Origin of the sequence: Novosphingobium resinovorum, from assembly GCF_036352595.1 — a bacterium.
Classification (GTDB): Bacteria; Pseudomonadota; Alphaproteobacteria; order Sphingomonadales; family Sphingomonadaceae; genus Novosphingobium; species Novosphingobium resinovorum_B.
This window is the reverse complement of sequence record NZ_JAZFAX010000030.1, coordinates 1-20,537: the sequence shown is the minus strand read 5'-3', so window position 1 is coordinate 20,537 and position 20,537 is coordinate 1. Positions and strand designations below refer to the sequence as shown.

Below are 20,537 nucleotides of genomic sequence, written 5' to 3'. Positions count from 1 at the left end.
CGTGGATTCAATAAAGAAAATCGGCTGGAATCTTTTGGCACATCTACCGCAAGCCATTTTCGACAATTTCAATTCGATGCATTCAAAGGCTTGCCTTGCCGATGCTGTAGCCTGCTTTCCTAGTAACCGGTATCTTGATGCAGGCCGGCTTTCCGTGTGGGCAGGTGGCAGATCGCCTGCCCTTTCGGTGGCGCAGACCAGATTAACCAAGTCACCAAGGCCGTCCAGATCGACGGCGCAGGTGGACAGGTCGCAGCGCATGCCGCCGCTTGCCTATGCCGCGCAAGCCCGCAACTTGTCGCTGGTGAACGTCACTACCGTCGGCAATGGTCAGTTGCGGGCGCAGGGCGCACTTTCCGCTGCTGGGTTTCCTGGACTCGAATTCGATGCAGGAGTCACCGACATCGCCGTAACGAACGGCCGCTCCAACTCGCCGTGTGTGGATGCCTCTCAGATTGCAAGGTGATTTTCTGACTTTGCTCGGCAGAGCGCTTCATCGGTCGTGTGTCAGGCCTCTGGTGTGGCTTGCTGACGCCATGGGCCATTATGCAATTCGAACGATCCGGTCCACATCGGTTCAGTGAGCTTGGCTTGCTTTCGCTCCGGGACTGGTTAGCCGCATAGTGAACATTGGGGTGCTTGCCGCATAGTTAGTCGATCTCCTTGCCGGGATCGAGGCCCCGAGCGCTATGGCAGTCGCACCATCACGCCAAACGGTAGTCTTCCTCGCGGGTCATCATCGCCCAGATTGTCCGCGGCATTTCATTCGCCAGTGGCACGGCAACCACCATCCTCGGCCTGCGAGCCATCATGCGGCCCAGCCAGTTGTCGGGGAGAACGCCTTTGCGCACGACCCACCGTATTCTGCTCATCGCACCGACGACGAGAAGTTTGCGACTATCGCTTTGCCCCATCTTGCTCATGGATCCGAGGCGGGACTTCCCGCCTGTCGATCGCTGCTTCGGCACCAGGCCGAGCCATGCCGCAAAGTTCCTGCCGCTGGCGAACGTCCGCAAATCTGGTGCAAACGCCATAATCGCACCGGCGGTCACCGGACCAACGCCCGGCACCGTACAAAGGCGGCAAAGCTTGGCGCTGACCGCCATGGATTCCCGCAGTCTGAGTGAAACCTCGTCAATTTCGCAGAAAGAGTGTCTATATGCTCGAGGTAGAGGCCTGCGATCTCGCGGATACTGGGAGGCGGTCGACGTCCTCGTCGTCCATAGCCGTGCGTATTTCCTTCAGATTAGAAATCCCTTGGGGGAATACCAGGCCGAACTCGGCCAAGTGTCCTCGTAGCGCGTTGATAGTCTGCGTCCGCTGGCTCACAAAACATTGATGGGTGCGATAGGCCACCGCCCTGGTTTGATGCGCAGGCTTCCATAGCGACGATACAGCGGGGCTGCCCTTGAGAAGTGCCTCCAGTTTGGGCCGCGAGATCGTCCGATTATATAGAACCGACCCTGCTCGGTCAGTCGCGCACACTTGGAAGCTGCGCTTCGCCAAGTCGATCGACAGCATGTGTGCATTCGCCATATGCTCCTCCTTCGGGCGCCGCCATGGCGCCGATGAGCATCATACGATGCCTGATGAAGCGAGGCATCCACATGGGGTAATCACGGGAAGCGAGTCGGCCCTGGTCAGCTAGACATGGAAAGGGGTTGCTGTTCCCCAACAAGATGGAAGTACGGTCTCACGACGCGATGCCGGGCCCGAGCATCTGATGGAGAACAGCCATGGGAGAATATATCGGCCTCGACGTATCGATGAAGGATACTGCGATCTCGGCTCGGCGCGACGGCAAGCGGGTCTGGCGAGGCAGGTGCGCTTCAGATCCGGAGACCATTGCCCGGATTGTCCGCAAGCAGCCCAAGAACCAGAGCGAGTTATCTTCGAGACTGGCCCTTTGTCGGTCTGGTTCTAGCACGCTGCCAGGCAGAGGGGGCGCCAGCAATTTGCGTCGATGCGCGTCACGCCAACCGTCCCTGCCGGGACGTGGGCTGAGCCATTCCGACTGATGCGATACCCGGCTCTTCGCCAAGCGCGCCATCCACAATGGAAGGTTCCGTCCTCGAAGACCCATCATGCGGCGGCCTATGCCGACCGCGAAGACGCCCCTGAGCCGGCATACGGTCAGATCACAATCTGCTTGCCAACGGAGCTGCGATTAGACGACCGCATCAGTGCAAGAGCCTGAACAACGTGGCGCCGGCAGACGCTTACTTCGGCGGGGCTCCTGTCATCATCAAGCGTCGCGAAACCATCAAGCGACAGGCCATCGAACATCGGCGCGTGCTTCACCGCAAACTCGCTGCCTAATATCAAGCCCCAGATGAAGCTCGCTCTCCGATAATCCACGCCCGGATCTGTGCCAAATGTTTCGACGACGGACACTCTGAAGTCTTCGTCCGGCTGTCGGAGGGGGAAACGTGGGTCAATTCTCAGACGGAGAGGGCGAACGCGGGCAAGGCTCGGTGGCAGATTTCCGTCAATGGCTCGGCAGCTGCCGGCATCACGGAGCCAGCTTGTCGATCTCGCGCGTGGTCTCGACCGGATCGCTCGCCACCGGCTCGATAGAGCCCAGCGCCGCGCCCGGCGTCACGCCCAGCAGCGCGTTCAGCCGGGCCTTGAAGGCATCACGCTCGCGTCCGTCGATCTGCGGGCTCTGGATCACCGCGATGCCCGCCGGGTTAATGGTGCGCCCCCCGCGATAGGCCTCGAAGTGCAGATGCGGTCCCGTCGAAAGCCCGGTCGAGCCGACATAGCCGATCACCTGCCCGGCCCGCACCCGCGTCCCGTTGCCCACCGCAATGCGGCTCATGTGCCCGTAACCGGTGCCGAGCCCGCCGGAATGCTGCAGCCGCACGTAGTTGCCGTGACCGCCGTGCCGCCCCGCGAAGGTCACCACCCCGTCCGCCACGGCATAGATCGGCGACCCGTAGGGCGCGCCGAAGTCGATGCCCGCATGCATGCGCACATAGCCCAGGATCGGGTGCCGCCGGGCGCCGTAGGGGGAGGTGATGCGCGCGCTCGCCACCGGTTGGCCGATCGGCACGCTGCGCGGCTGGCCGATCGCGCCGGCCGCGAACATCTGCCCGTCGCTGCCCCAGCGCATCAGTTGCAGCTTGGGCTTTCCGCCGCGCTCGACCCCGGCATAGAGCAGGTCGCCCACCTCACGCTCGCCCTTGGCGGAGCGCTTGTAGGCGAGGATCATGTCGAACTCGTCGCCCGCGCGCACGTCGCCGTCGAGGCTGAGGTACTTGTCCACCGCGCGCAGATAGGACTGGATCGCCCCCACCGGCGCGCCGGCGTTGCGCGCCGAGCGGTAGAGGCTGGAGCCCACGGTGCCGCGAATGCGCAGGGGCGTTTCGTCGATCCGGATCGGATGGCGCACGGCCATCAGGCCGCCGGCGCCGCGTTCGATCGACAGGTCGAGGTCGAAGCGCGCCCGGAACGCCAGCGAATCGAGTGCCCGCGCCGCGCCCTCGGCAGGGCGGCGGCCGAGGGTGATGTCGAACCGGGTGCCCGATCCGATCTCTCCGGCAGGCACCACTTGCGAGACCAGCTGCGTCACTTGCGCCACGTCGGCCGAGCCCAGCCCGGCGCGCTCCAGCAAGCGGGGGAGGGTGTCGCCTTGGCCCAGCGTCGAGGTCAGCTGGAGCGTCGGCCGCTCCGGCACGCCGGTCAGCGGGCTGACCAGCGGGGTCGCGCCCATGTGGCGGCCGGTGTCGGCGCCGAGTGCCAGCGGGGCGATCGACTGGCTGCGGAACTCGCCCTGCTGCGCGGTGTCCAGCGGCATCGTCGCGGCGGCTTCCACGGCGGTGAACCCCGGCAGCAGCGCCAGCGCGGCGGCGCCGAGGCCGAACATCGTCGCGAGCCCCCGCAGCCACTTGCGGCTGCCGATGTCGCAGGCGAGGTCAGGGGCCAGATCGACGCGGGCGCACCATGCCTCGATGGCGGCGCGCAGGCCGGGGTGTGCGGGCTCGGCGGCCACAGGGGCGGCGGGGAAGGCGAGGATGACGGGGCTGCCGGCCGCCTTCGCGGCAGGCGCAGGCACGCGCGGCGAAGCGGTAGTGGCCGCTCGCTGCCCGTCCTCGATATCGGCGCGATCATCGGGATCGCGCTTCAGCGCCTTGAACACTCTCGCGCGGTTCCTTCGTAACTGCCGTAGGGCCCACAGCGGCGGGCCTCGCGCATTTTTCCTGCCTCAACAAGGTTACGAACATCCTAAGACTGTGGATTCGCGGGGGTCTTTCTGGCGAGGCGAGTCTTGCGAGCGGCGAGGCGCGGTGCCACATTCACAGGCGTAATGGCTACCCACCGGAACGGCTCGCAATCAAAGGACGCTCCCGGCGCGGTGAAGGCGGTGCTGGGCCCGACCAACACCGGCAAGACCCACCTCGCGATAGAGCGGATGTGCGCCCACTCCAGCGGCATGATCGGCTTCCCGCTGCGCCTGCTGGCGCGCGAGGTCTACGACCGCGTGGTCAAGATCAAGGGCGAGAACAGCGTCGCCCTCATCACCGGCGAGGAGCGGATCGAGCCGAAGAACGCCCGCTACCTGCTCTGCACGGCCGAGGCGATGCCGGTCAGCGAACGCTCGATGGCCTTCGTCGCCATCGACGAGGCGCAACTGGCGGCGGATCGCGAGCGCGGCCACGTCTTCACCGATCGCCTGCTGCACGCACGGGGCAGGGAGGAGACGATGATCCTCGGCTCCTCCATCGCCGAGCCGCTGGTGCGGGCGCTGGTGCCGGAGGCGGAGATCGTCACCCGCCCGCGCTTCTCCACCCTCACTCATGCGGGCGCGAAGAAGCTCAGCCGGGTTCCGCCGCGCAGCGCGATCGTCGCCTTCTCGGCCGAGCAGGTCTACGCCATCGCCGAGATGCTGCGCCGCTTCCGGGGCGGGGCGGCGGTGGTGATGGGTGCGCTCAGCCCGCAGACGCGCAACGCCCAGGTGGCGCTCTACCAGTCGGGGGAGGTGGACTACCTCGTCGCCACCGACGCGATCGGCATGGGCCTGAACCTCGATGTCGAGCATGTCGCCTTCGCGGGCCTCTCCAAATACGACGGCCGCCGCCACCGGCGCCTGACGCCGCCCGAGATGGCACAGATCGCGGGCCGGGCAGGGCGCCACCAGAAGGACGGCAGCTTCGGCACGCTGACCGGATCGGGCGGCCACGATTCCGAATTCGAGGCGGAGGAAGTCTATGCGATCGAGGAGCACCGCTTCGCCCCGCTGACCAAGCTGTTCTGGCGCGAGCCTGAGCCCCGCTTCGACAGCCTGGCGACCCTGATCGCCGATCTCGAGACGCCGCCGATGCGTCCCGAACTGGCGCCTGCGCCCGAGGCGATCGACCTCGCGGTGCTCAAGCGCCTGGCGGAGGAGGGCGCGGTGGCGGATACGGTCCGGGGCTTCGGGCAGGTGCGCCGGTTCTGGGACGTGTGCCGGTTGCCGGACTTTCGCCAGCAGGGGGTGGAGACGCATTCGCGTTTCGTCGCGCGGCTGTGGCAGGACTTGCGCAGCGGCGAACTCGGCGCGGACTTCGTGGCGGCGCAGATCGCCCAGCTGGACCGCACCGGCGGCGACATCGACACCCTGCAGGGCCGCATCGCCGCGATCCGTTCGTGGGCCTACATCGCCCAGCGTCCCGATTGGGTACTCGCGCGCGACGAAATGGCCGCCCGTGCCCGCGCGGTTGAGGCTCGACTTTCGGACGCACTTCACGGAAAGCTGACCGAGCGTTTCATCAACCGCAGGACCGCCGTTCTGATGAAGAAACTGGGAACCGATGCCGGGCTGCTCTCGGTCCGGCTGGAAGACGAGGAAGTGCTGGTCGAGGGCGAGCACATCGGCAGCTTGCGCGGCTTCACCTTCCAGGTCGATCCGGGCGCGCGCCTGTCCGACCGCAAGCTGCTGCTGGCGGCGGCGGAGCAGCACCTGGCAAGCCTGCTGGGCGCGCGCGCCGATACGCTGGTCGAGGCTATCCACGCAGGCACCGCCGCGCTCGCACTGACGGACGGCGCGATCGCGTGGGATGGGCACAAGCTGGCGACGCTGTCCCCCGGCCGTTCGCTGCTGAGCCCGGTGATGGTCCCCGACCGCGCGCTCGACGCCGTGCCGGACACGGCGCGCAAGGCGCTGGTCGCGGCGCTGGAAGGCTGGCTGGAGGCGGCGCTGAAACCGCTCGCCCCGCTGGCGAAACTCGACGAGGCGAGCCGCGCCGCCGACGCCGGGCCGGACTTGCGCGCGCTGCTCATCACCCTGGTCGAGCGCGGCGGCATGACCGCGCGCGAGGATTCGGGCATCGACAGGCTGGACAAGCCGCGCCGCACGATGCTCGCGAAGCTGGGCGTCCGGGTCGGCGCGCTCGACCTGTTCGTGCCGGCGATGCTGCGCACCCCCGTCATCGCGCTGTGGCGGCAGCTTGCCGGAGTCGGGGGCAAGGGGCAGGCTGGTACCGGGGGCATCGTGCCCGCGCCCGACATGCCGCCGGTGCTGGTGGCAGGCGCCACCCGGCCGCCGCCGGGCTACCGGGCCCTGGGCAAGCAGCTGCTGCGCCTCGACATGGCCGAGAAGCTGCTGCGCGAGGCGCACGAGGCGCGCGGCGCCAAGAAGCGCGGCAGTTTCGCGCTCGATCCCGCGCGGGCGGTGTCGATGGGGCTGACGACCTCCAGCTACGCGCGGTTGCTGCGGCTCGGCGGGTTCCAGCCGCTGATGCCGCGTCCGCTGGCCGAGGGTGCGCACGGGCCGCTCGCGCCGGTGCGCTGGCGCTGGCGGCCGCCGCGCCGGCAGGCCGAGCCCGAGCGCGCGGCGCCGGTCCGGCGCGACGGGGTTTTCGCGGCGCTGGCGGACATGGTGCGTTAGCGGCAAGCCGAAGGAGGTGCGATGCGCATAGACAAGCTGCTGTGGTTTCTCCGTCTCGCCAAGACCCGGCCGATCGCGCAGACGCTCGCCGAAGAGGGCCATATCCGCCTCAACGGCCGGCGCGTGGAACGGGCGCACCAGAAGGTCGGCGTGGGCGACATATTGACGATTCCGATCGGCGGTCCCCAAGCTGGCACAGTGCGGGTGATAGAAGTCCTATCTTTTCCCGAGCGGCGCGGACCTTATAGCGAAGCGCAAAGCTGCTACAGAGTGCTTGACGGCAACCCCGTCGATCCCATAGCTGCGCCCGAATCGAACGACGCCTGAAGGAAGGATTACCGCACTCATGACGTACGTCGTCACCGACGCCTGCATCAGGTGCAAGTACACGGACTGCGTGGAAGTCTGTCCCGTGGACTGCTTCTACGAAGGCGAGAACATGCTGGTCATCAACCCCAGCGAGTGCATCGACTGCGGCGTATGCGAGCCGGAGTGCCCGGCCGAGGCGATCCTGCCCGATACCGAGAGCGGTCTGGAGCAGTGGATGGAACTGAACGCCAAGTATTCGGCGGAATGGCCCAACCTCACCACCCGCAAGGATGCTCCGGACGATGCCGACGCCATGAAGGCGGAAGACGGCAAGTTCGAAAAGTATTTCTCGCCGGAACCCGGCGAGGGCGACTGAGTTAGCGTATGGGGATCGGCGGTTGTGCCGCCTGATCCGCAGAAATCCGTGGTTTGCGCTTTGCGCAACCATCCGGTGACCCGGCCATGAGGCGCAAAACGGAAACGTTTTCGCGCCTCTGGATTTTTTGGCTTATTGCTGCTATATAATCGCTCAACTGCCCGAGCCTTCTGCTCGTTCGGCAGGCATTTTCATTGCGAGGCAGGGTTCGAAAGCAGACGGTTGGGAGAGTGATCTGACCGGGCGTGGAGGCGAATCGTCTCCCTGTCGCACCCCCGGTTATCTCCCGATTCGAACAAACCGGAACCCTGCAGGTGAAAGGACGATACATGGCAACCAGGATCGATGCATTCGATGTTGGAGATTACGTCGTTTACCCGAAGCACGGTGTTGGCCGGGTAATTGAGCTGCAGAAGCAGGAAATTGCCGGGATGCAGCTCGAGCTTTACGTGTTGCGGTTCGAAAAAGAGCGCATGACCCTGCGCGTTCCCGTCAACAAGGTCGAATCGATCGGCATGCGCAAGCTGTCCTCGGACAAGACGCTGCGCGAGGCGCTCGATACCCTCAAGGGCAAGCCCAAGGTCAAGCGCACCATGTGGTCGCGCCGTGCCCAGGAATACGAAGCGAAGATCAACTCGGGCGACCTCGTGTCGATCGCCGAAGTGACCCGCGACCTGTTCCGCGCCGACGACCAGCCCGAGCAGAGCTATTCGGAGCGTCAGATCTTCGAAGCGGCATCGTCGCGCCTTGCCCGCGAACTCGCGGCGATGGAAAAGACCGACGAGCCGGCCGCGCTCAAGAAGATCCTCGCGATCCTCAACGAATACGCGCCCAAGTACTACGACACCGCCGAATCCGCCTGACCGGCGTTTTCAGGTGCAGCGTTTCGAGGCCGCTTCCGCAAGGAGGCGGCCTCTTTCGTTTGGGCCTCGAACCGGCGCACGTTCATTGCACTGTCATCGCAGGCGTGGGACAATGCGGGCATGACGCAGCGCCTTGCCCGTTCGCTGGCCTTCGGCCTCATCGCCACCATGGCGCTTTCCGGATGTGTGCGCACGGCGGCGAGCATCGTCACCGCGCCGGTGCGCGTGGCCGGCAAGGCGGTCGACTGGACCACCACCAGCCAGTCCGAGGCCGACGAGAAGCGCGGGCGCGAGATGCGCAAGCGCGACGAGCAGATCGGCAAGCTCGACAAGCGCTACCAGAAACACCTGCGCGACTGCCGGAGCGGTTCCGAAGACGCCTGCAACCGCGCCCGTGACGACTATGCCGAAATGCAGGAACTGCGCTCGGGCCCGTACTGAGCGGCAGCTCCTGTCCTCAGTGCACCGGCGGATCGACCGGCGGCACGGTGCCGACCGGCGCCACCGGTTCGCCGGGCAGGCGCGGGGGCAGGGCGTTCTCGGGCACGTCGTCGATCTGCATCGCCGGGGTCGGCACTTTTTCGAGATTGCGCGCGGTGACGCTGACGCGGTCGCCGTCGATGACGATCTCGTTGAAGCTGGGCGGGGTCGAGCGGATGCGCTTCGACAGCGTGCCCGCGCCGATCATCCGCAGCGGCCCGGCCGGGGTCTCCTCGACGAGGTCGAAGGGATCGTGGATGTGCCCGGACAGCACGCCCATCACCTTGCGCCCGGCCAGCACTTCCATCGTGCGGGTGCCGTTGATCGTCAGCAGCTTGCCGTCCGCGCGCCGCTCGGGGAGGGGGTGGTGGCAGGCGACCAGCACGCGCGTGCCCTCGGGCAGTTCGTCGATCGCCGTCAGCGTCTGCCGCAGCGCGTGGTCGGTCACCCAGCCGTTCGACCAGGGGAAGCGCTGGTATTGCGCCCGCGTGGTCGTGCGCAGCGGCACGATCGCGAGGTTGGGCAGGTCCAGCTGCGTCTCGACCATGCGCTCGATCGCCTTGAACCGGCGGTAGGGATCGAAGAAGCGCTGGTAGAGGTTGAAGTAGGGGATGTCGTGGTTACCCACCTCGACCGTGACGGGCACGTCGAGCGCCGAGATCCACTCGCAGGCGGCCTGGAATTCGTGGTGGCGTGCACGCATCGTCAGGTCGCCGGTGATGGCGACGGCGTGCGGCTTCTCGCGCGCGATGCAGTCCACCACCCATTCCAGCGCCCGGATATCCTCCAGCCCGAAGTGGATGTCGCTAAGGTGGAACAGTCGCAGCGGACCGCTGTGCATGGCGCCGGTCCTACCGTGCATGGTCCTGGGCCTGCTGCATTATCCGTCGAACTCCTTCGTCGTCACCAGGTCCACCTCGCAGCGGCCCAGTTCGAATTCTTCCTCGGCCGCGCCGTCGAACGGCTCGCCGTCGATGAGCAGGCCCATCGGCTCGCCCGTGGGGCAGGCCAGCCGCAGCCTGGGATGACGGCCCAATTCGTCGTGCGGGCCATCGCGGAAGTTCCTGTTGAGCAGGGCGATGCCTTGCCCGGCGTAGTCCGCCAGCGATTCGGCATAGTAGCCGTTCGCCCGCAGCCCGTCGTCCTTGGGAACCACCGTGATCGCCGCATAGCCCTCCTCGCGGCCGCAGTCGACCTCGGTGCAGACGACTTTCGGGCCATTCGCCGAATGTGCGATGGCATCGCGCGTGGACGCGACGAAGTCGATGACGTTCAGCGCCCGCATCGCCTCGCGCACTTCGTTCCACACCGTGCCCGGCCCGGCCAGCGCGCCGGTGAGGCCGATGCCATGGCGTGAGCGGATCACGTTGGGGCGCACGGTGCGACGCGCGCCGCCCGGCAGCCGTGCGACGATCTCGGCCGCCGGGACATCGCCATGCATGCGCTTGGCGAGCAGGTTCATCGTCCCGCCCGGAAGCACCAGCACCGCCCCACCCCAGCCCATCGCCGCCATGACCACCGAATGCGTCGTGCCGTCGCCGCCGAACACCGCGAGCATCGTCACGCCCGCGGCGTCGAGATCGGCGGGAGAGGGCGCCGGGTCGTCGGGAAAGCGCAGGATGCGGTCGGGATCGAGGCCCGCCGCGGCGAACGCCGCGACCAGTTCGTCCACGGCGGTATCGTTGTTGCTGCCGCTGGTCGCATTGCAGACCAGCCAGACCTTGTCGTGCGCTGTGCTCATGCGCGGCACAAGCCCGCAAGCCGGGCATGGTTCCATCGAAAATGGCCACCGATCGGTGATTCGCGGGGCATGCGCACGATTCGAACATCGCGGACCCGCCCGGCCTCATGATGTTGCATGTCATTCGTCCGACTACAAATGTCGTTGGTCCGGTTCGCCGCGCCTTCGTCGGACCGCTTCACCCCGCAATCGACCTTCGCGTGATCGTCCCGGCCGGTGCGTGCACATCACACTCATCGAGCCGGACGGAACACACCTTCCAAGGCTCACACCCTGAGGAGGAAGTCATCATGTTCAAGACCGCCATCGTCGCCGCCGCCGCTCTCTGCACCGCCGGCCTGTTCGCCGCTCCCGCCGCTTTCGCCGCCACCAGCGAAGTCAGCTACCGCGATCTCGACCTCGCCACGCCGCAAGGGCAGAAGGAACTGCGCACCCGCATCGACCACGCCGCGCGCAGCGTCTGCCGCACGAGCCGCCCCACCACCGGAACCCTGGTCGGCTCGACCATCGATCGCGAGTGCTACAAGCAGGCCCTGCACGACGTGCGCGAGCATGTCGCCGCCGCGATCGACAAGGCCGACGACACCCGCCTCGGCGGCTGATCCGGCCCCACCCCATCCATCCTGGTCCCAAAAGAGAAAAGACCCGGAAAACCTTGTGGCGGGCCCTAGCGGCCCGCCATTTTCTTCACGGCGGGAAGATAAGTCCGCCCGATCCGCAAGGCCTCGCCGTCGGCGGTTTCGGCCGACCACACGCCCAGCCCTTCGTGCCGCAGGCCGGAGACGTGGCTGCGTTGCAGGATGCAGCTGCGGTGGATGCGGATGAAGCGCTCGGGATCGAGGCGCTCCTGCAGGCTGGTGATGGTCTGGAGCAGCAGGTAGCTTTGCGCGTTGCCGTCCGGCCGCGCCACATGCAGGCGCACATAGTCGCGCTCGGCATCGATGCGCTGGACGTCGGCGGCCGGCACCCGCACCAGCTCCGAACGATGCGGCACCCAGAATTCCTCAAGCCATTCGCCGGGCGGCGGGGGCGGCACCGGCCGCTCGCTGCGGCGCGCGACGACCCGGCCGACGGCGCGCTGCAGGCGATCGGGCGCGACCGGCTTGAGCACGTAGTCCACCGCGTCGAGATCGAACGCCTCGACCGCGAACTCGTCATGCGCGGTCACGAAGATCACGGCGGGCGCATCGGCGCGGCCGGCCAGGTTGCGCGCCACCGTCAGCCCGTCGGTCTCGGGCATCGTCAGGTCGAGCAGCAGCAGGTCGGGGGACAGCGCGTCGATCAGGCGCAGCGCGGCCTGTCCGTCGCTGGCGGTGCCGATTACCGAAATCCCCTCGATCCGCGCGCAGATGACCTGCATGCGTTCCACCGCGAGCGGTTCGTCGTCGACGATGAGGGTGCGCAGGGGGGCGGAGGGGCGGGCGGGCGCGCCGCTTTCGCGCTCAAGCATGACCGAGTTCCAGCGGCATGCGCAGGATCGTCGCGAAGCCGCCTTCGGGGCGGCTGCCGAAGGTGATCTTCGCCGCCTCGCCATAGCGGGCCCGCAGCCGGTCGCGCACGTTGGCGAGGCCGATGCCGCAGCCTTCGGTCTTGAGGCGGGGCCCGCTTTCACGCTCCCCCGGCCCGTCGTCGTGGACGGCGATGACGAGCTGGCCGCCTTCGCGCCGGGCCTCGATGGCGATCGTCACCGGCCGCTGGGTGGCGGCGACGGCGTACTTGACGGAGTTCTCGACGAGGGGCTGCAGGATCATGCCCGGAACTTTCGCATCGAGAACGGCCTCGTCAATATCGATGTGCGTCAGCAATCGATTGGGGAAGCGAACCGCCTCGATTGCGAAGTAGAGCCGCTGCATGTCGATCTCGTCCACCAGCGACAGGTCGTTGGTCGGATCGCCGGAAAGCGAGCGGCGGTAGAAGGTCGACAAGGTCTGGATCATCTCCTCCGCGTCGTCCTGCCGCCCCACCATGACCAGCGCCGAAAGCGAATTGAGCGTGTTGAACAGGAAGTGCGGATTGACCTGGTAGCGCAGCGAGCGAAGCTCGGCCGCCTCGGCGGCGCGGCGGTATTCGCCTTCCCGGCGCTCGGCCGCGCGGGCTTCCTCCGCCTTGGCGAGCGCGAAATAGAGTGCCACCCAGGCCAGCACCAGGAAGTAGCGACCGAATGCGGTGTCGGCGATCGCCGCCCAGCGGCCCAGATCCTGGCCCAGCGCGGACCCGGTGTTGATGGTGATCGCCGAGGAGCCGGTTCCCTCGCGCGGCGCCGCCGGCGTTTCGGGGAGATCGTCGCGCGCGCCCGCATCGCCGGCGGCATCGGTCTCGTCGCCGGTTCCGGACCCGGTGGACAGCGGGCCGGGGGGGGCAGGGGGCAGGGGAACCTTGGGCAGATCGACCAGGATGTTGCCGGCCTCATCGCGTGAGATTCGCACGTTTCCGGCCTTCACCGCGGCGGCGTCGGCCTCGCTGCCATAAGCGGAGACCTCGATGTCGGCGAAGATCACGTCGTTGACGATGCTCAGCGCCAGCGACAGCGGCAGCGCGCCGATCAGCACGATCGCGAAGCGCACGCCGCCCGACTTGCGATCGAGCAGCTGCAGCAGCGGCCAGACCGCCGCCATGATGAGCATCGAGACGATGCAGATCGTCAGGCGCCGCGACAGGATCGGCCAGTCGAGGTCGAAGCCCATCACCGCGCCGCGCAGGCTGGCGACGATGAAGTAGCACGCCCACAGGGCGGCGAGCGACAGCAGGACGAGCCGCGCGGGAACGCGGGGATAGAGATCGGCGTCGGACATTACGTCCGGTCTAGCGCGAAAACGGTTCGTCGCACCAGTTCCCCGATCGGCCGGGATCTGTCGTTGGTCGAAGGGCGGTCAGCGCGGGTTCGAGACGCCGGTTACGCCGCGCGCAGTTCCACCCATACCGGGGCATGGTCGCTGGCCTTCTCGCGCCCGCGATGCGCCTTGTCGACGCCGCAGGCGACCAGCCGGTCCGCCAGTTCGGGCGAGAGCAGCGAATGGTCGATGCGGAAGCCATGGTCGCGCTGCCAGGCACCGGCCTGATAGTCCCAGTACGTCCACACGCCCCCGCGCGGGTTGTGCGTGGCAAGCGCATCCGTCCAGCCATCGCCGAGCAGGCGGAAGTAGGCGTCGCGCGATTCGGGCTGCATCAGTGCATCGGCGGCCATCGCCGGGGGCGCCCAGACGTCGCGGTCGGTGGGGATGACGTTGTAGTCGCCGGTGACGATCGCCGGGACTTCCTCCGCCCGGATCGCGTCCATGCGGCGGCGCAGGCGCTCCATCCAGCGCAGCTTGTAGTCGAACTTGGGACCGGGCAGCGGATTGCCGTTGGGCAGGTAGATGCACACTACCCGCACGCCGAACACCTGGGCTTCGAGATAGCGCGAATGCTCGTCCTCGGGCTCGCCATCGAGGCCGCGCTGGATTTCGACCGGCATCTCCCCGTCGGCGAGGATGGCGACGCCGTTGAAGCCCTTCTGGCCGTGCCAGATACCCTTGTAGCCCAGCTTCTCGAACTCGGCGATGGGGAAGCCTTCGTCCTGCGTCTTGATCTCCTGCAGGCAGGCGACGGCGGGGCGGGTTTCCTCCAGCCATTCGAGCAGGCGGGGAAGGCGCGCCTTCACCCCGTTGATGTTGAACGTGGAGATTTTCATACGGAAAAGCTGGATCCGCAGCCGCAGCCCGCAGCCGCATTGGGGTTCTCAACCTTGAAGGCCGCGCCGCCCAGCGATTCGACGAAATCGACGACACAGCCCTGCACGAGGTCGAGGCTGACCGAATCGACCACCAGCCGCACGCCGTCGGTCTCGACCACGCTGTCGTCCGCCTCCGCCGCGTCGGCGAGGCCGAAGCGGTACTGGAAGCCCGAGCAACCGCCGCCTTCCACGGCAAGCCGCAGGATGGCGGGCTTGCCCTGCTTGCTTGCGATCGCGGCGACGCGCGCGGCGGCCGAAGGGCTGAGTGTCAGGCTGTGCTGGTCCATGCCCCTGATGTAGGCGCGCAAGGTGGCTGCGGCAAGTTCCCCGCCGCAACCTTGCCGGACCCGGCTTGCTAGACCTGGGGCCGGGAGCCGGCGCGAAGATTCACGCCGTCTGGATATAATCCCGCATCGCCGCCGCCTCGGTCTCGATCTTGTCGATGCGATACTTCACCAGATCGCCGATCGAGACGAACCCGACCATATGCCCGTCGTTGACCACCGGCAGGTGGCGGATACGCCGCCGGGTCATCAGCGAAAGCGCGGCCATGACCGAGGTATCCGTCTCCACCGTCACCGGCATGGCGGTCATGATATGGCCCAGCGGCATGTCGAGCACGGACGCACCGAGTTCGCGCAGCTTGTAGATCACGTCGCGCTCGGAGAAGATCCCGGCGATCTCGCCGTTCTCCATCACCGGTACGGCGCCGATGCGGCGCTCGGCGAGAATGCCCGCCGCATCGCGGACGGACATGGCGACGTCGCAGGTAACCACGGCGTCACGGCCTTCGATAATACGACCAATGGTCATCGTCAGCTCTCCCTGTTGTTGAAGGAGCCTCTGTTCCCGCAGCTTGCCCCGTAGGGAGCCTAACACAACCCCGGGCCCGGCGTCACGTCATGCTTGCGATGGAACGGCATCGGGGCCAGATAAGGCGCGATGATACCGCCCTCCCCCCTCGACGATCCGGAAAAGGCCGCGCATGCCTGGGCGCGCTACCTGCGGATCATGCGCTGGATGATGACGATCACGGTCGGGCTGGTGATCGGGTCGGTGCTGGTGCTCTACCGTTCGAACGGGATGATCTCGATCCATTTCTACATCGCGACGGCGCTGGGAATCGGCTTCACCATGCTGCTGGCATCGGCGCTGATGGGCCTGGCCTTCCTGTCCAGCGGCACCGGACACGACGAAGCCGTCGTTGATCCGCTGGAAGAGGACAATCCGCACAAATAGCCTCTGTTAGCCACTGCGCGAACAGGCATCGGATATTAACCTGTCGGCGCTATCCCGGCGCCATGTTCGGCCCCAAGATCACTCACGTCTTCAAGAGCCGTTGGCATGCGCTGATGTGGTCCGCAGGCGTGCTGGCCACGGCCTACTGCAGCATCCCGACGCCGGAGGGCGGCGACGACGGCGCCGATTCGGCCGCGCAGCAGCAGGCTCAAGGGGAACAGGCCCAAAAGGAACAGGCAGAGCGTGCCATCGCCGCATGGTCGCATGCGACCGGCGGCAAATGACCACGATCAGGAATCGTCGTCGCTGAATTCGGGATCGGCCGCATTGTCCTTGCCGTAGCGGCCCTCGAGATCGTCCATCGTCTCCTCGCCGTCATAGGCGGACATGTCGATCGTGCCGCTGGTGTCCATCTGGTTCATGTGATCGACGACGTCCTCGACATCGTCTTCGCCCTGAATCCCGCCCTTGGCCTTCTCGGTATAGCCAAGGCCCTTGGCGCCGCGGGCCTGCGCCTGTTCGGCCACGGTCTGGGCCTGTGCGGCCTCGTCTTCCTGCTCGTCGTTCACCGTTTCCGGGGCGAGGTCTTCGGGGCGGTCGGTCATTTTGGGATTCTCCTTCGGTTGATGAAACGGGAAGGAGAAGGAGGAGGTTCCAGAAAGGAATCTGGGGCCATCGCCCCAGACCCCCATACTGTCGTCGTTTCGCGCGCAGCGGTGTCGGTCTCACATTGCGCCGCAGGCTATAAGTCTCCTGACGCTACGTCAGTGAGCGACGAAGCTACGCGCGTGATCTCGACGGTATACGGGGTGCAGGGGTGGTAAACCCCTGCTTTATCGCTTTTCCAGATTACCGCGAAGGAACCGGCGTCTCGCCCGAATAATCGTAGAACCCCTTACCCGATTTGCGGCCGTACCAGCCCGCCTCGACGTACTTCTGCAGCAGCGGTGCGGGGCGGTACTTCGGATCGCCGGTGGTCGAGTGGAAGACCTTCATGATCTCGAGCAGGGTGTCGAGGCCGACGAAGTCCGCCAGCGTCAGCGGTCCCATCGGATGGTTGAGGCCGATCTTGCAGCCTGCGTCGATATCCTCGACCGAGCCGATGCCGGCGCCGAGCACGAAGATCGCCTCGTTCAGCATCGGGCACAGGATGCGGTTGACGACGAAGCCGGGTTCGTCGCCCGCGAGCACCACGGTCTTGCCCAGTTTTTCGCCGAACGCCTTCATGCGGTCGATGGTGTCCTGCGAGGTCGCGAGACCGGGGATCACTTCGACCAGGCCCATCAGCGGCACCGGGTTGAAGAAATGGAGGCCGCAGAAGCGCGCGGCGTCGGGCGAGCTGGCGGCCATGCGGGTGATCGGGATCGAGCTGGTGTTCGACGCCATGATGGCATTCGCGCCCAGCACCTTGCCGGCGGCTTCGAAGATCTTGTGCTTGATGTCCTCGCGCTCGGTGGCGGCTTCGATGATGAGGTCGCAAGCCTGCATTGCGGAGTAGTCGGCGGCGGGGGTGATGCGGGCGAGCAGCGCGTCGGCGTCGGCCTGGCTGATCTTTTCCTTGGCGACCAGCCTGGCAAGGCCCTTGGCGATGCCGGCCTTGCCCTTTTCGGCGTTCTCGAGGCTGATGTCCGTGAGGATCACGTCCATGCCCTTGCTCGCCACGGTCTGGGCGATGCCCGACCCCATGATGCCTGCGCCGATGATGCCGACTGACTGCACTGCCAAACTCCTCTGTCGTTTAACCGGGCGCTTAACACCTCGGGATCGCGGAGGGAACCTAGCGGTTTTGTCCCGGCACCCAAAGCACGTCATCGGCGCCGTCGCGATTGACCGCACGGGCGAGGACGAAGAGGTAGTCGCTCAACCGGTTGAGATAGCCGAGCGCGGCGGGGTTCACGGCATCGGTCGCGGCGAGCGCGGTGGCGCGACGTTCGGCGGCGCGGGCGGAGGCGCGGGCGACGTGGACGCGCGCGGCGGCCTCGCTCCCGCCGGGCAGGATGAAGCTGCGCAGGGGAGAGAGGTTTTCGTTGATCGCGTCGATGGCATTTTCGAGCCAGACGACTTGTGCGGGGACGATGCGCAGGGTCATCTCGCCGGGGGTGAAGTCGGTGCCCGGTGTGGCGAGGTCGGCGCCGAGGTCGAACATGTCGTTCTGGATGTGCGTGAGCGTGTGGGCATGTTGAGTGCCGCTGAGTGCCGCTATGGCCACCCCTATCGCGCAGTTCGTCTCATCCACGGCACCGATCGCCTCCATGCGCGCGGCATGCTTGGGGAGGCGCGAGCCATCGACGAGGCCAGTGGTGCCGTCATCGCCGGTGCGGGTGTAGATCTTGTTGAGCCGGACCAAGGATCAGCGCGCCATGGCCAGGAGCAGCGCACAGACCACCACGGCGGCGGCCTGATACTTGATGCGGTTGAACATCATTTTGTTCTGCAGCAACTGGTTGGCAGAGGGTCCGGTGGCGTTCGGATCGCGGTGCAGGTCTTCCTTCGTGCTGTTCATGAAGGCGACGATGCCGCGCACGAGGCTGACGATCACCATGACCACGAGCACGATGATTACGGGCACGAGAATGTAGCTCATGGCGCGTGGTGTACCCCTTGCGAGAACGAAAGGCCAGCGGGCAGCACACCGTTGCGCAATGCCTCGGCGATGGCGTGGCCGTCCTCTCCGGCGCGGCGGCGGTCGGCGAGCGAGGGGGCGCCGCGCCGCTTGGCCAGCTTGCGCCCGTCCGCCTCTATGAGCAGTGGATGGTGCAGCCAGGTCGGCACCGGCAGGTCGAGCAAGGCCTGCAGCAGCCGGTGGACGTGGCTGGCTGGAAACAGGTCCATGCCCCGGGTGACGAGGGTGATGCCGTCGGTCGCATCGTCCAGCGTGGCGGCAAGGTGGTAGCTGGCGGGCAGGTCTTTGCGCAGCAGCACGACATCGCCGAAGATCTGCGGGGTAGCGGTCTTTAGTCCGGCGTTTTCGTCCAGCCATTCCAGCGGGCCGGCGAGCGCCATGGCCTTGCCCACGTCGAGCCGCCACGCGGCATTCCGAGGATCGATCTCGCGATGGCGGCAAGTGCCGGGATAGACCGGCCCGTCCGGTCCGAACTGCGTGGCGGCGGCGGCGATCTCGGCGCGGGTGCAGGTGCAGGGGTAGAGCAGGCCCATCGCGTTCAGCCGCTCACCAGCCTCAGAAAAGCTGGCCAGCCGGTGCGACTGGAACACCGCCTCGCCGTCCCATGCGAGGCCGAGCCACGCGAGGTCGAGCAGGAATTCCGCGACGAATTGGGCGCGGCTGCGGTCGCCGTCGATATCTTCGATACGCAGGATGAATTCCCCATCGCGCGCCTTTGCGGTGTCGTGCGCGACGATCGCGGCATAGGCGTGGCCAAGATGGAGGGGGCCGTTGGGGCTGGGGGCGAAGCGGGTGCGCATCGCCCTCGTCCTAGCGTTAGGTTCGGTATCCGCAAACATCCCTGTGGATTGCGCGAGGGCGTCGCGAATCCGCCATCTTGACGCGGAGTCGCGCAAGTGCTGGAAATAGCGCATGGACTGCCATCAAACCGCAATCCCGGCCTGCGACAGGAGGCCATGCTCAAGTCGGAGCTGATCGAGCGCGCGGCCCGGTTCCGCAGCGCGGAGGGTGATCCCTCCCGAAGTCTTTCCGACTGCCCTGCTCTCGTGCTGAATGCGGATTATACCCCGCTTTCCTACTACCCCTTAAGTCTCTGGCCCTGGCAGACCGCGATCAAGGCGGTGGTGCTGGAGCGGGTCGATATCGTTTCAAGCTACGAACGCGCGGTGCATTCGCCCAACTGGACGATGCAGATTCCTTCCGTGATCGCACTGCGCCAGTATGTGAAACCGAGCGAGTTTCCCGCCTTCACCCGCTTCAACCTGTTCCTGCGCGACAGGTTCTCCTGCCAGTATTGCGGCAGCCCTCATAATCTCACGTTCGACCATGTCGTCCCGCGCCGCCTGGGCGGGCGGACGAGCTGGGAGAACATCCTCACCGCCTGCGCGCCGTGCAATCTGAAGAAGGGCGGCCGCACTCCGAAGCAGGCGAACATGCCGCCTCTGGTCCATCCGATCCGGCCGACGAGCTGGCAGTTGCAGGAACGCGGCAAGGGCTTTCCGCCCAACTACCTCCACGAAACCTGGCGCGACTGGCTCTACTGGGACATCGAGCTGGAGGAATAGGCTCAGAAACCGTTGTAAAGTTCGCGATACGCGAATTTTGCGGCACCGGCCCGGCAAAGCTTCAAAAATCGCATTCGGGCATCTTCAAACGGTTTCTCAGAAGCCCAGCATTTCCGGCCGGAACAGCTTCCTGCGCGACACCCGCTTGCCCGACAGCATGAACACCCCGTCGCCTGCGTAGTGCAGGAATTCGGGCTGCTTCGGCGAGCGCCGGGCGCGGATGCGGGTGACTTCGAGAATGAACAGGTTGTAGCGCTCGACCGCCCGGTCGTCGCGCAGCCGGCATTCGAGGCGGGCGTGGCACTGCGGGAGAACCGGCGCATCGACGTCGTCCGCTTCCTCGCGCTCGATGCCGAAGGCGGCGAACTTGTCGATCTCCTCGCCCGAGCAGTTGTCCACCCGCACCACGGCGTCCAGCATCTCGCTCGTCGGCACGTTGAGCACGCACTGGCCCGAGGCGCGCAGCATGTCGAAGCTGCGGCAGCCGCGCGAAACCACGCAGCTGATGACCGATGGCGAGAAGTCCAGAACCTGATGCCAGCCCAGCGTCATGACGTTGTCGTTGCCGGCATGGCGGGTGGTCAGCAGCACGACCGGCCCGGGTTCCAGGAACTGCCGGGCGTGGGACACGGGGTGACCTGCCCCCCGTCAGTCCCTCGATCATAACGAGAGTCCAGCGGTTGAATACGATGGCCCGGACGCCTGCACAAGCGCGTCGGGCATGATGGTCTCGTCCTGCACGAAGGCTCGACGCGCTTGTG

The 20,537-nt window shown here is 66.4% G+C and carries 26 protein-coding genes and 1 pseudogene; 11 read left to right on the top strand and 16 right to left on the bottom strand.

Features of this window, described 5'->3' with window-relative positions; genetic code table 11:
* Position 1: 1 nt before the first annotated feature.
* On the top strand, positions 2–466 hold the full coding sequence (locus V2S85_RS21475) for a hypothetical protein (RefSeq protein WP_330704854.1): 465 nt from the start codon (positions 2–4) through the stop codon (positions 464–466).
* Positions 467–704: 238 nt separating this feature from the next.
* Here V2S85_RS21475 and V2S85_RS21470 read toward each other — a convergent pair whose 3' ends face one another.
* A complete protein-coding gene (locus V2S85_RS21470; RefSeq protein WP_330704853.1) occupies positions 705–1,106 on the bottom strand; it encodes a transposase in 402 nt (133 codons plus the stop codon).
* A gap of 630 nt (positions 1,107–1,736) precedes the next feature.
* Here V2S85_RS21470 and V2S85_RS21465 point away from each other — a divergent pair.
* Positions 1,737–1,977, top strand: a pseudogene (locus V2S85_RS21465) (IS110 family transposase); the annotation flags it as partial.
* A 156-nt stretch (positions 1,978–2,133) separates the two neighbouring features.
* Here V2S85_RS21465 and V2S85_RS21460 read toward each other — a convergent pair.
* Complete coding sequence (locus tag V2S85_RS21460; RefSeq protein WP_330704852.1) at positions 2,134–2,394, bottom strand: hypothetical protein; 261 nt, start codon at positions 2,392–2,394, stop codon at positions 2,134–2,136.
* Positions 2,395–2,512: 118 nt separating this feature from the next.
* Positions 2,513–4,141 (bottom strand): M23 family metallopeptidase, encoded by a 1,629-nt coding sequence (locus V2S85_RS21455; RefSeq protein WP_330704851.1) that lies wholly within the window; start codon positions 4,139–4,141, stop codon positions 2,513–2,515.
* A gap of 168 nt (positions 4,142–4,309) precedes the next feature.
* Between V2S85_RS21455 and V2S85_RS21450 the strand changes: the two genes are divergently transcribed.
* The 5 genes from V2S85_RS21450 to V2S85_RS21430 all read left to right on the top strand — a co-directional run bounded on the left by V2S85_RS21450 (position 4,310) and on the right by V2S85_RS21430 (position 8,857).
* Positions 4,310–6,868: a helicase-related protein gene (locus tag V2S85_RS21450; RefSeq protein ID WP_330704850.1), complete on the top strand. Its 2,559-nt coding sequence runs from the start codon at positions 4,310–4,312 to the stop codon at positions 6,866–6,868.
* A 21-nt stretch (positions 6,869–6,889) separates the two neighbouring features.
* Positions 6,890–7,195: an RNA-binding S4 domain-containing protein gene (locus V2S85_RS21445; protein WP_330704849.1), complete on the top strand. Its 306-nt coding sequence runs from the start codon at positions 6,890–6,892 to the stop codon at positions 7,193–7,195.
* Between the two features lie 19 nt (positions 7,196–7,214).
* Positions 7,215–7,553 (top strand): ferredoxin FdxA, encoded by a 339-nt coding sequence (fdxA, locus tag V2S85_RS21440; RefSeq protein WP_330704848.1) that lies wholly within the window; start codon positions 7,215–7,217, stop codon positions 7,551–7,553.
* A 329-nt stretch (positions 7,554–7,882) separates the two neighbouring features.
* Positions 7,883–8,416, top strand: coding sequence for a CarD family transcriptional regulator (locus V2S85_RS21435; protein ID WP_330704847.1), 534 nt, complete (start codon positions 7,883–7,885; stop codon positions 8,414–8,416).
* Between the two features lie 120 nt (positions 8,417–8,536).
* Positions 8,537–8,857 carry a hypothetical protein gene (locus V2S85_RS21430; protein WP_330704846.1) on the top strand — a complete coding sequence of 107 codons (321 nt, stop codon included), beginning with the start codon at positions 8,537–8,539 and terminating at the stop codon, positions 8,855–8,857.
* A gap of 16 nt (positions 8,858–8,873) precedes the next feature.
* On the opposite strand, the gene V2S85_RS21425 is transcribed toward V2S85_RS21430, so the two are convergent.
* Positions 8,874–9,737: a metallophosphoesterase gene (locus V2S85_RS21425; protein ID WP_330704845.1), complete on the bottom strand. Its 864-nt coding sequence runs from the start codon at positions 9,735–9,737 to the stop codon at positions 8,874–8,876.
* A 39-nt stretch (positions 9,738–9,776) separates the two neighbouring features.
* The gene (locus V2S85_RS21420) at positions 9,777–10,637 is read right to left on the bottom strand and encodes a diacylglycerol/lipid kinase family protein (protein WP_330704844.1); all 861 of its coding nucleotides are present in this window, start codon (positions 10,635–10,637) and stop codon (positions 9,777–9,779) included.
* A 290-nt stretch (positions 10,638–10,927) separates the two neighbouring features.
* On the opposite strand from V2S85_RS21420, the gene V2S85_RS21415 reads away from it, so the two are divergent.
* Positions 10,928–11,239: a UrcA family protein gene (locus V2S85_RS21415; protein ID WP_330704843.1), complete on the top strand. Its 312-nt coding sequence runs from the start codon at positions 10,928–10,930 to the stop codon at positions 11,237–11,239.
* A gap of 65 nt (positions 11,240–11,304) precedes the next feature.
* On the opposite strand, the gene V2S85_RS21410 is transcribed toward V2S85_RS21415, so the two are convergent.
* From V2S85_RS21410 to V2S85_RS21390, 5 genes are all read right to left on the bottom strand, one after another.
* Positions 11,305–12,087: a LytTR family DNA-binding domain-containing protein gene (locus V2S85_RS21410; RefSeq protein WP_330704842.1), complete on the bottom strand. Its 783-nt coding sequence runs from the start codon at positions 12,085–12,087 to the stop codon at positions 11,305–11,307.
* Positions 12,080–13,429, bottom strand: coding sequence for a sensor histidine kinase (locus V2S85_RS21405; protein ID WP_330704841.1), 1,350 nt, complete (start codon positions 13,427–13,429; stop codon positions 12,080–12,082). The genes V2S85_RS21410 and V2S85_RS21405 overlap by 8 nt, the downstream gene beginning before the upstream one ends.
* Before the next feature lie 101 nt (positions 13,430–13,530).
* Positions 13,531–14,307 (bottom strand): exodeoxyribonuclease III, encoded by a 777-nt coding sequence (gene xth, locus V2S85_RS21400; RefSeq protein WP_330704840.1) that lies wholly within the window; start codon positions 14,305–14,307, stop codon positions 13,531–13,533.
* Entirely contained in the window at positions 14,304–14,636 is a 333-nt protein-coding gene (gene erpA, locus V2S85_RS21395) for an iron-sulfur cluster insertion protein ErpA (RefSeq protein ID WP_330704887.1), read from the bottom strand. Before erpA ends, xth begins: the two co-directional genes overlap by 4 nt.
* Positions 14,637–14,736: 100 nt before the next feature.
* The gene (locus V2S85_RS21390) at positions 14,737–15,162 is read right to left on the bottom strand and encodes a CBS domain-containing protein (protein ID WP_330704839.1); all 426 of its coding nucleotides are present in this window, start codon (positions 15,160–15,162) and stop codon (positions 14,737–14,739) included.
* A 129-nt stretch (positions 15,163–15,291) separates the two neighbouring features.
* Between V2S85_RS21390 and V2S85_RS21385 the strand changes: the two genes are divergently transcribed.
* Together V2S85_RS21385 and V2S85_RS21380 are read left to right on the top strand one after the other, a co-directional pair.
* On the top strand, positions 15,292–15,588 hold the full coding sequence (locus tag V2S85_RS21385; protein WP_330704838.1) for a hypothetical protein: 297 nt from the start codon (positions 15,292–15,294) through the stop codon (positions 15,586–15,588).
* A gap of 62 nt (positions 15,589–15,650) precedes the next feature.
* The gene (locus V2S85_RS21380; RefSeq protein WP_330704837.1) at positions 15,651–15,872 is read left to right on the top strand and encodes a hypothetical protein; all 222 of its coding nucleotides are present in this window, start codon (positions 15,651–15,653) and stop codon (positions 15,870–15,872) included.
* A 6-nt stretch (positions 15,873–15,878) separates the two neighbouring features.
* On the opposite strand, the gene V2S85_RS21375 is transcribed toward V2S85_RS21380, so the two are convergent.
* From V2S85_RS21375 to gluQRS, 5 genes are all read right to left on the bottom strand, one after another.
* The gene (locus tag V2S85_RS21375) at positions 15,879–16,193 is read right to left on the bottom strand and encodes a hypothetical protein (protein ID WP_330704836.1); all 315 of its coding nucleotides are present in this window, start codon (positions 16,191–16,193) and stop codon (positions 15,879–15,881) included.
* Positions 16,194–16,437: 244 nt separating this feature from the next.
* A complete protein-coding gene (locus V2S85_RS21370) occupies positions 16,438–17,307 on the bottom strand; it encodes a 3-hydroxyacyl-CoA dehydrogenase family protein (RefSeq protein WP_330704835.1) in 870 nt (289 codons plus the stop codon).
* Between the two features lie 58 nt (positions 17,308–17,365).
* Complete coding sequence (locus V2S85_RS21365) at positions 17,366–17,935, bottom strand: cob(I)yrinic acid a,c-diamide adenosyltransferase (RefSeq protein WP_330704834.1); 570 nt, start codon at positions 17,933–17,935, stop codon at positions 17,366–17,368.
* Between the two features lie 3 nt (positions 17,936–17,938).
* Complete coding sequence (locus tag V2S85_RS21360; protein ID WP_330704833.1) at positions 17,939–18,172, bottom strand: hypothetical protein; 234 nt, start codon at positions 18,170–18,172, stop codon at positions 17,939–17,941.
* Entirely contained in the window at positions 18,169–19,011 is an 843-nt protein-coding gene (gene gluQRS, locus V2S85_RS21355; protein ID WP_330704832.1) for a tRNA glutamyl-Q(34) synthetase GluQRS, read from the bottom strand. Before gluQRS ends, V2S85_RS21360 begins: the two co-directional genes overlap by 4 nt.
* A gap of 156 nt (positions 19,012–19,167) precedes the next feature.
* Here gluQRS and V2S85_RS21350 point away from each other — a divergent pair, with 156 nt between their 5' ends.
* Positions 19,168–19,776 carry an HNH endonuclease gene (locus V2S85_RS21350; protein ID WP_330704831.1) on the top strand — a complete coding sequence of 203 codons (609 nt, stop codon included), beginning with the start codon at positions 19,168–19,170 and terminating at the stop codon, positions 19,774–19,776.
* A gap of 96 nt (positions 19,777–19,872) precedes the next feature.
* Here the strand turns inward: V2S85_RS21350 and V2S85_RS21345 are convergent, their stop codons facing one another.
* A complete protein-coding gene (locus tag V2S85_RS21345; protein WP_330704830.1) occupies positions 19,873–20,406 on the bottom strand; it encodes a flavin reductase family protein in 534 nt (177 codons plus the stop codon).
* Between the last annotated feature and the right edge of the window lie 131 nt (positions 20,407–20,537).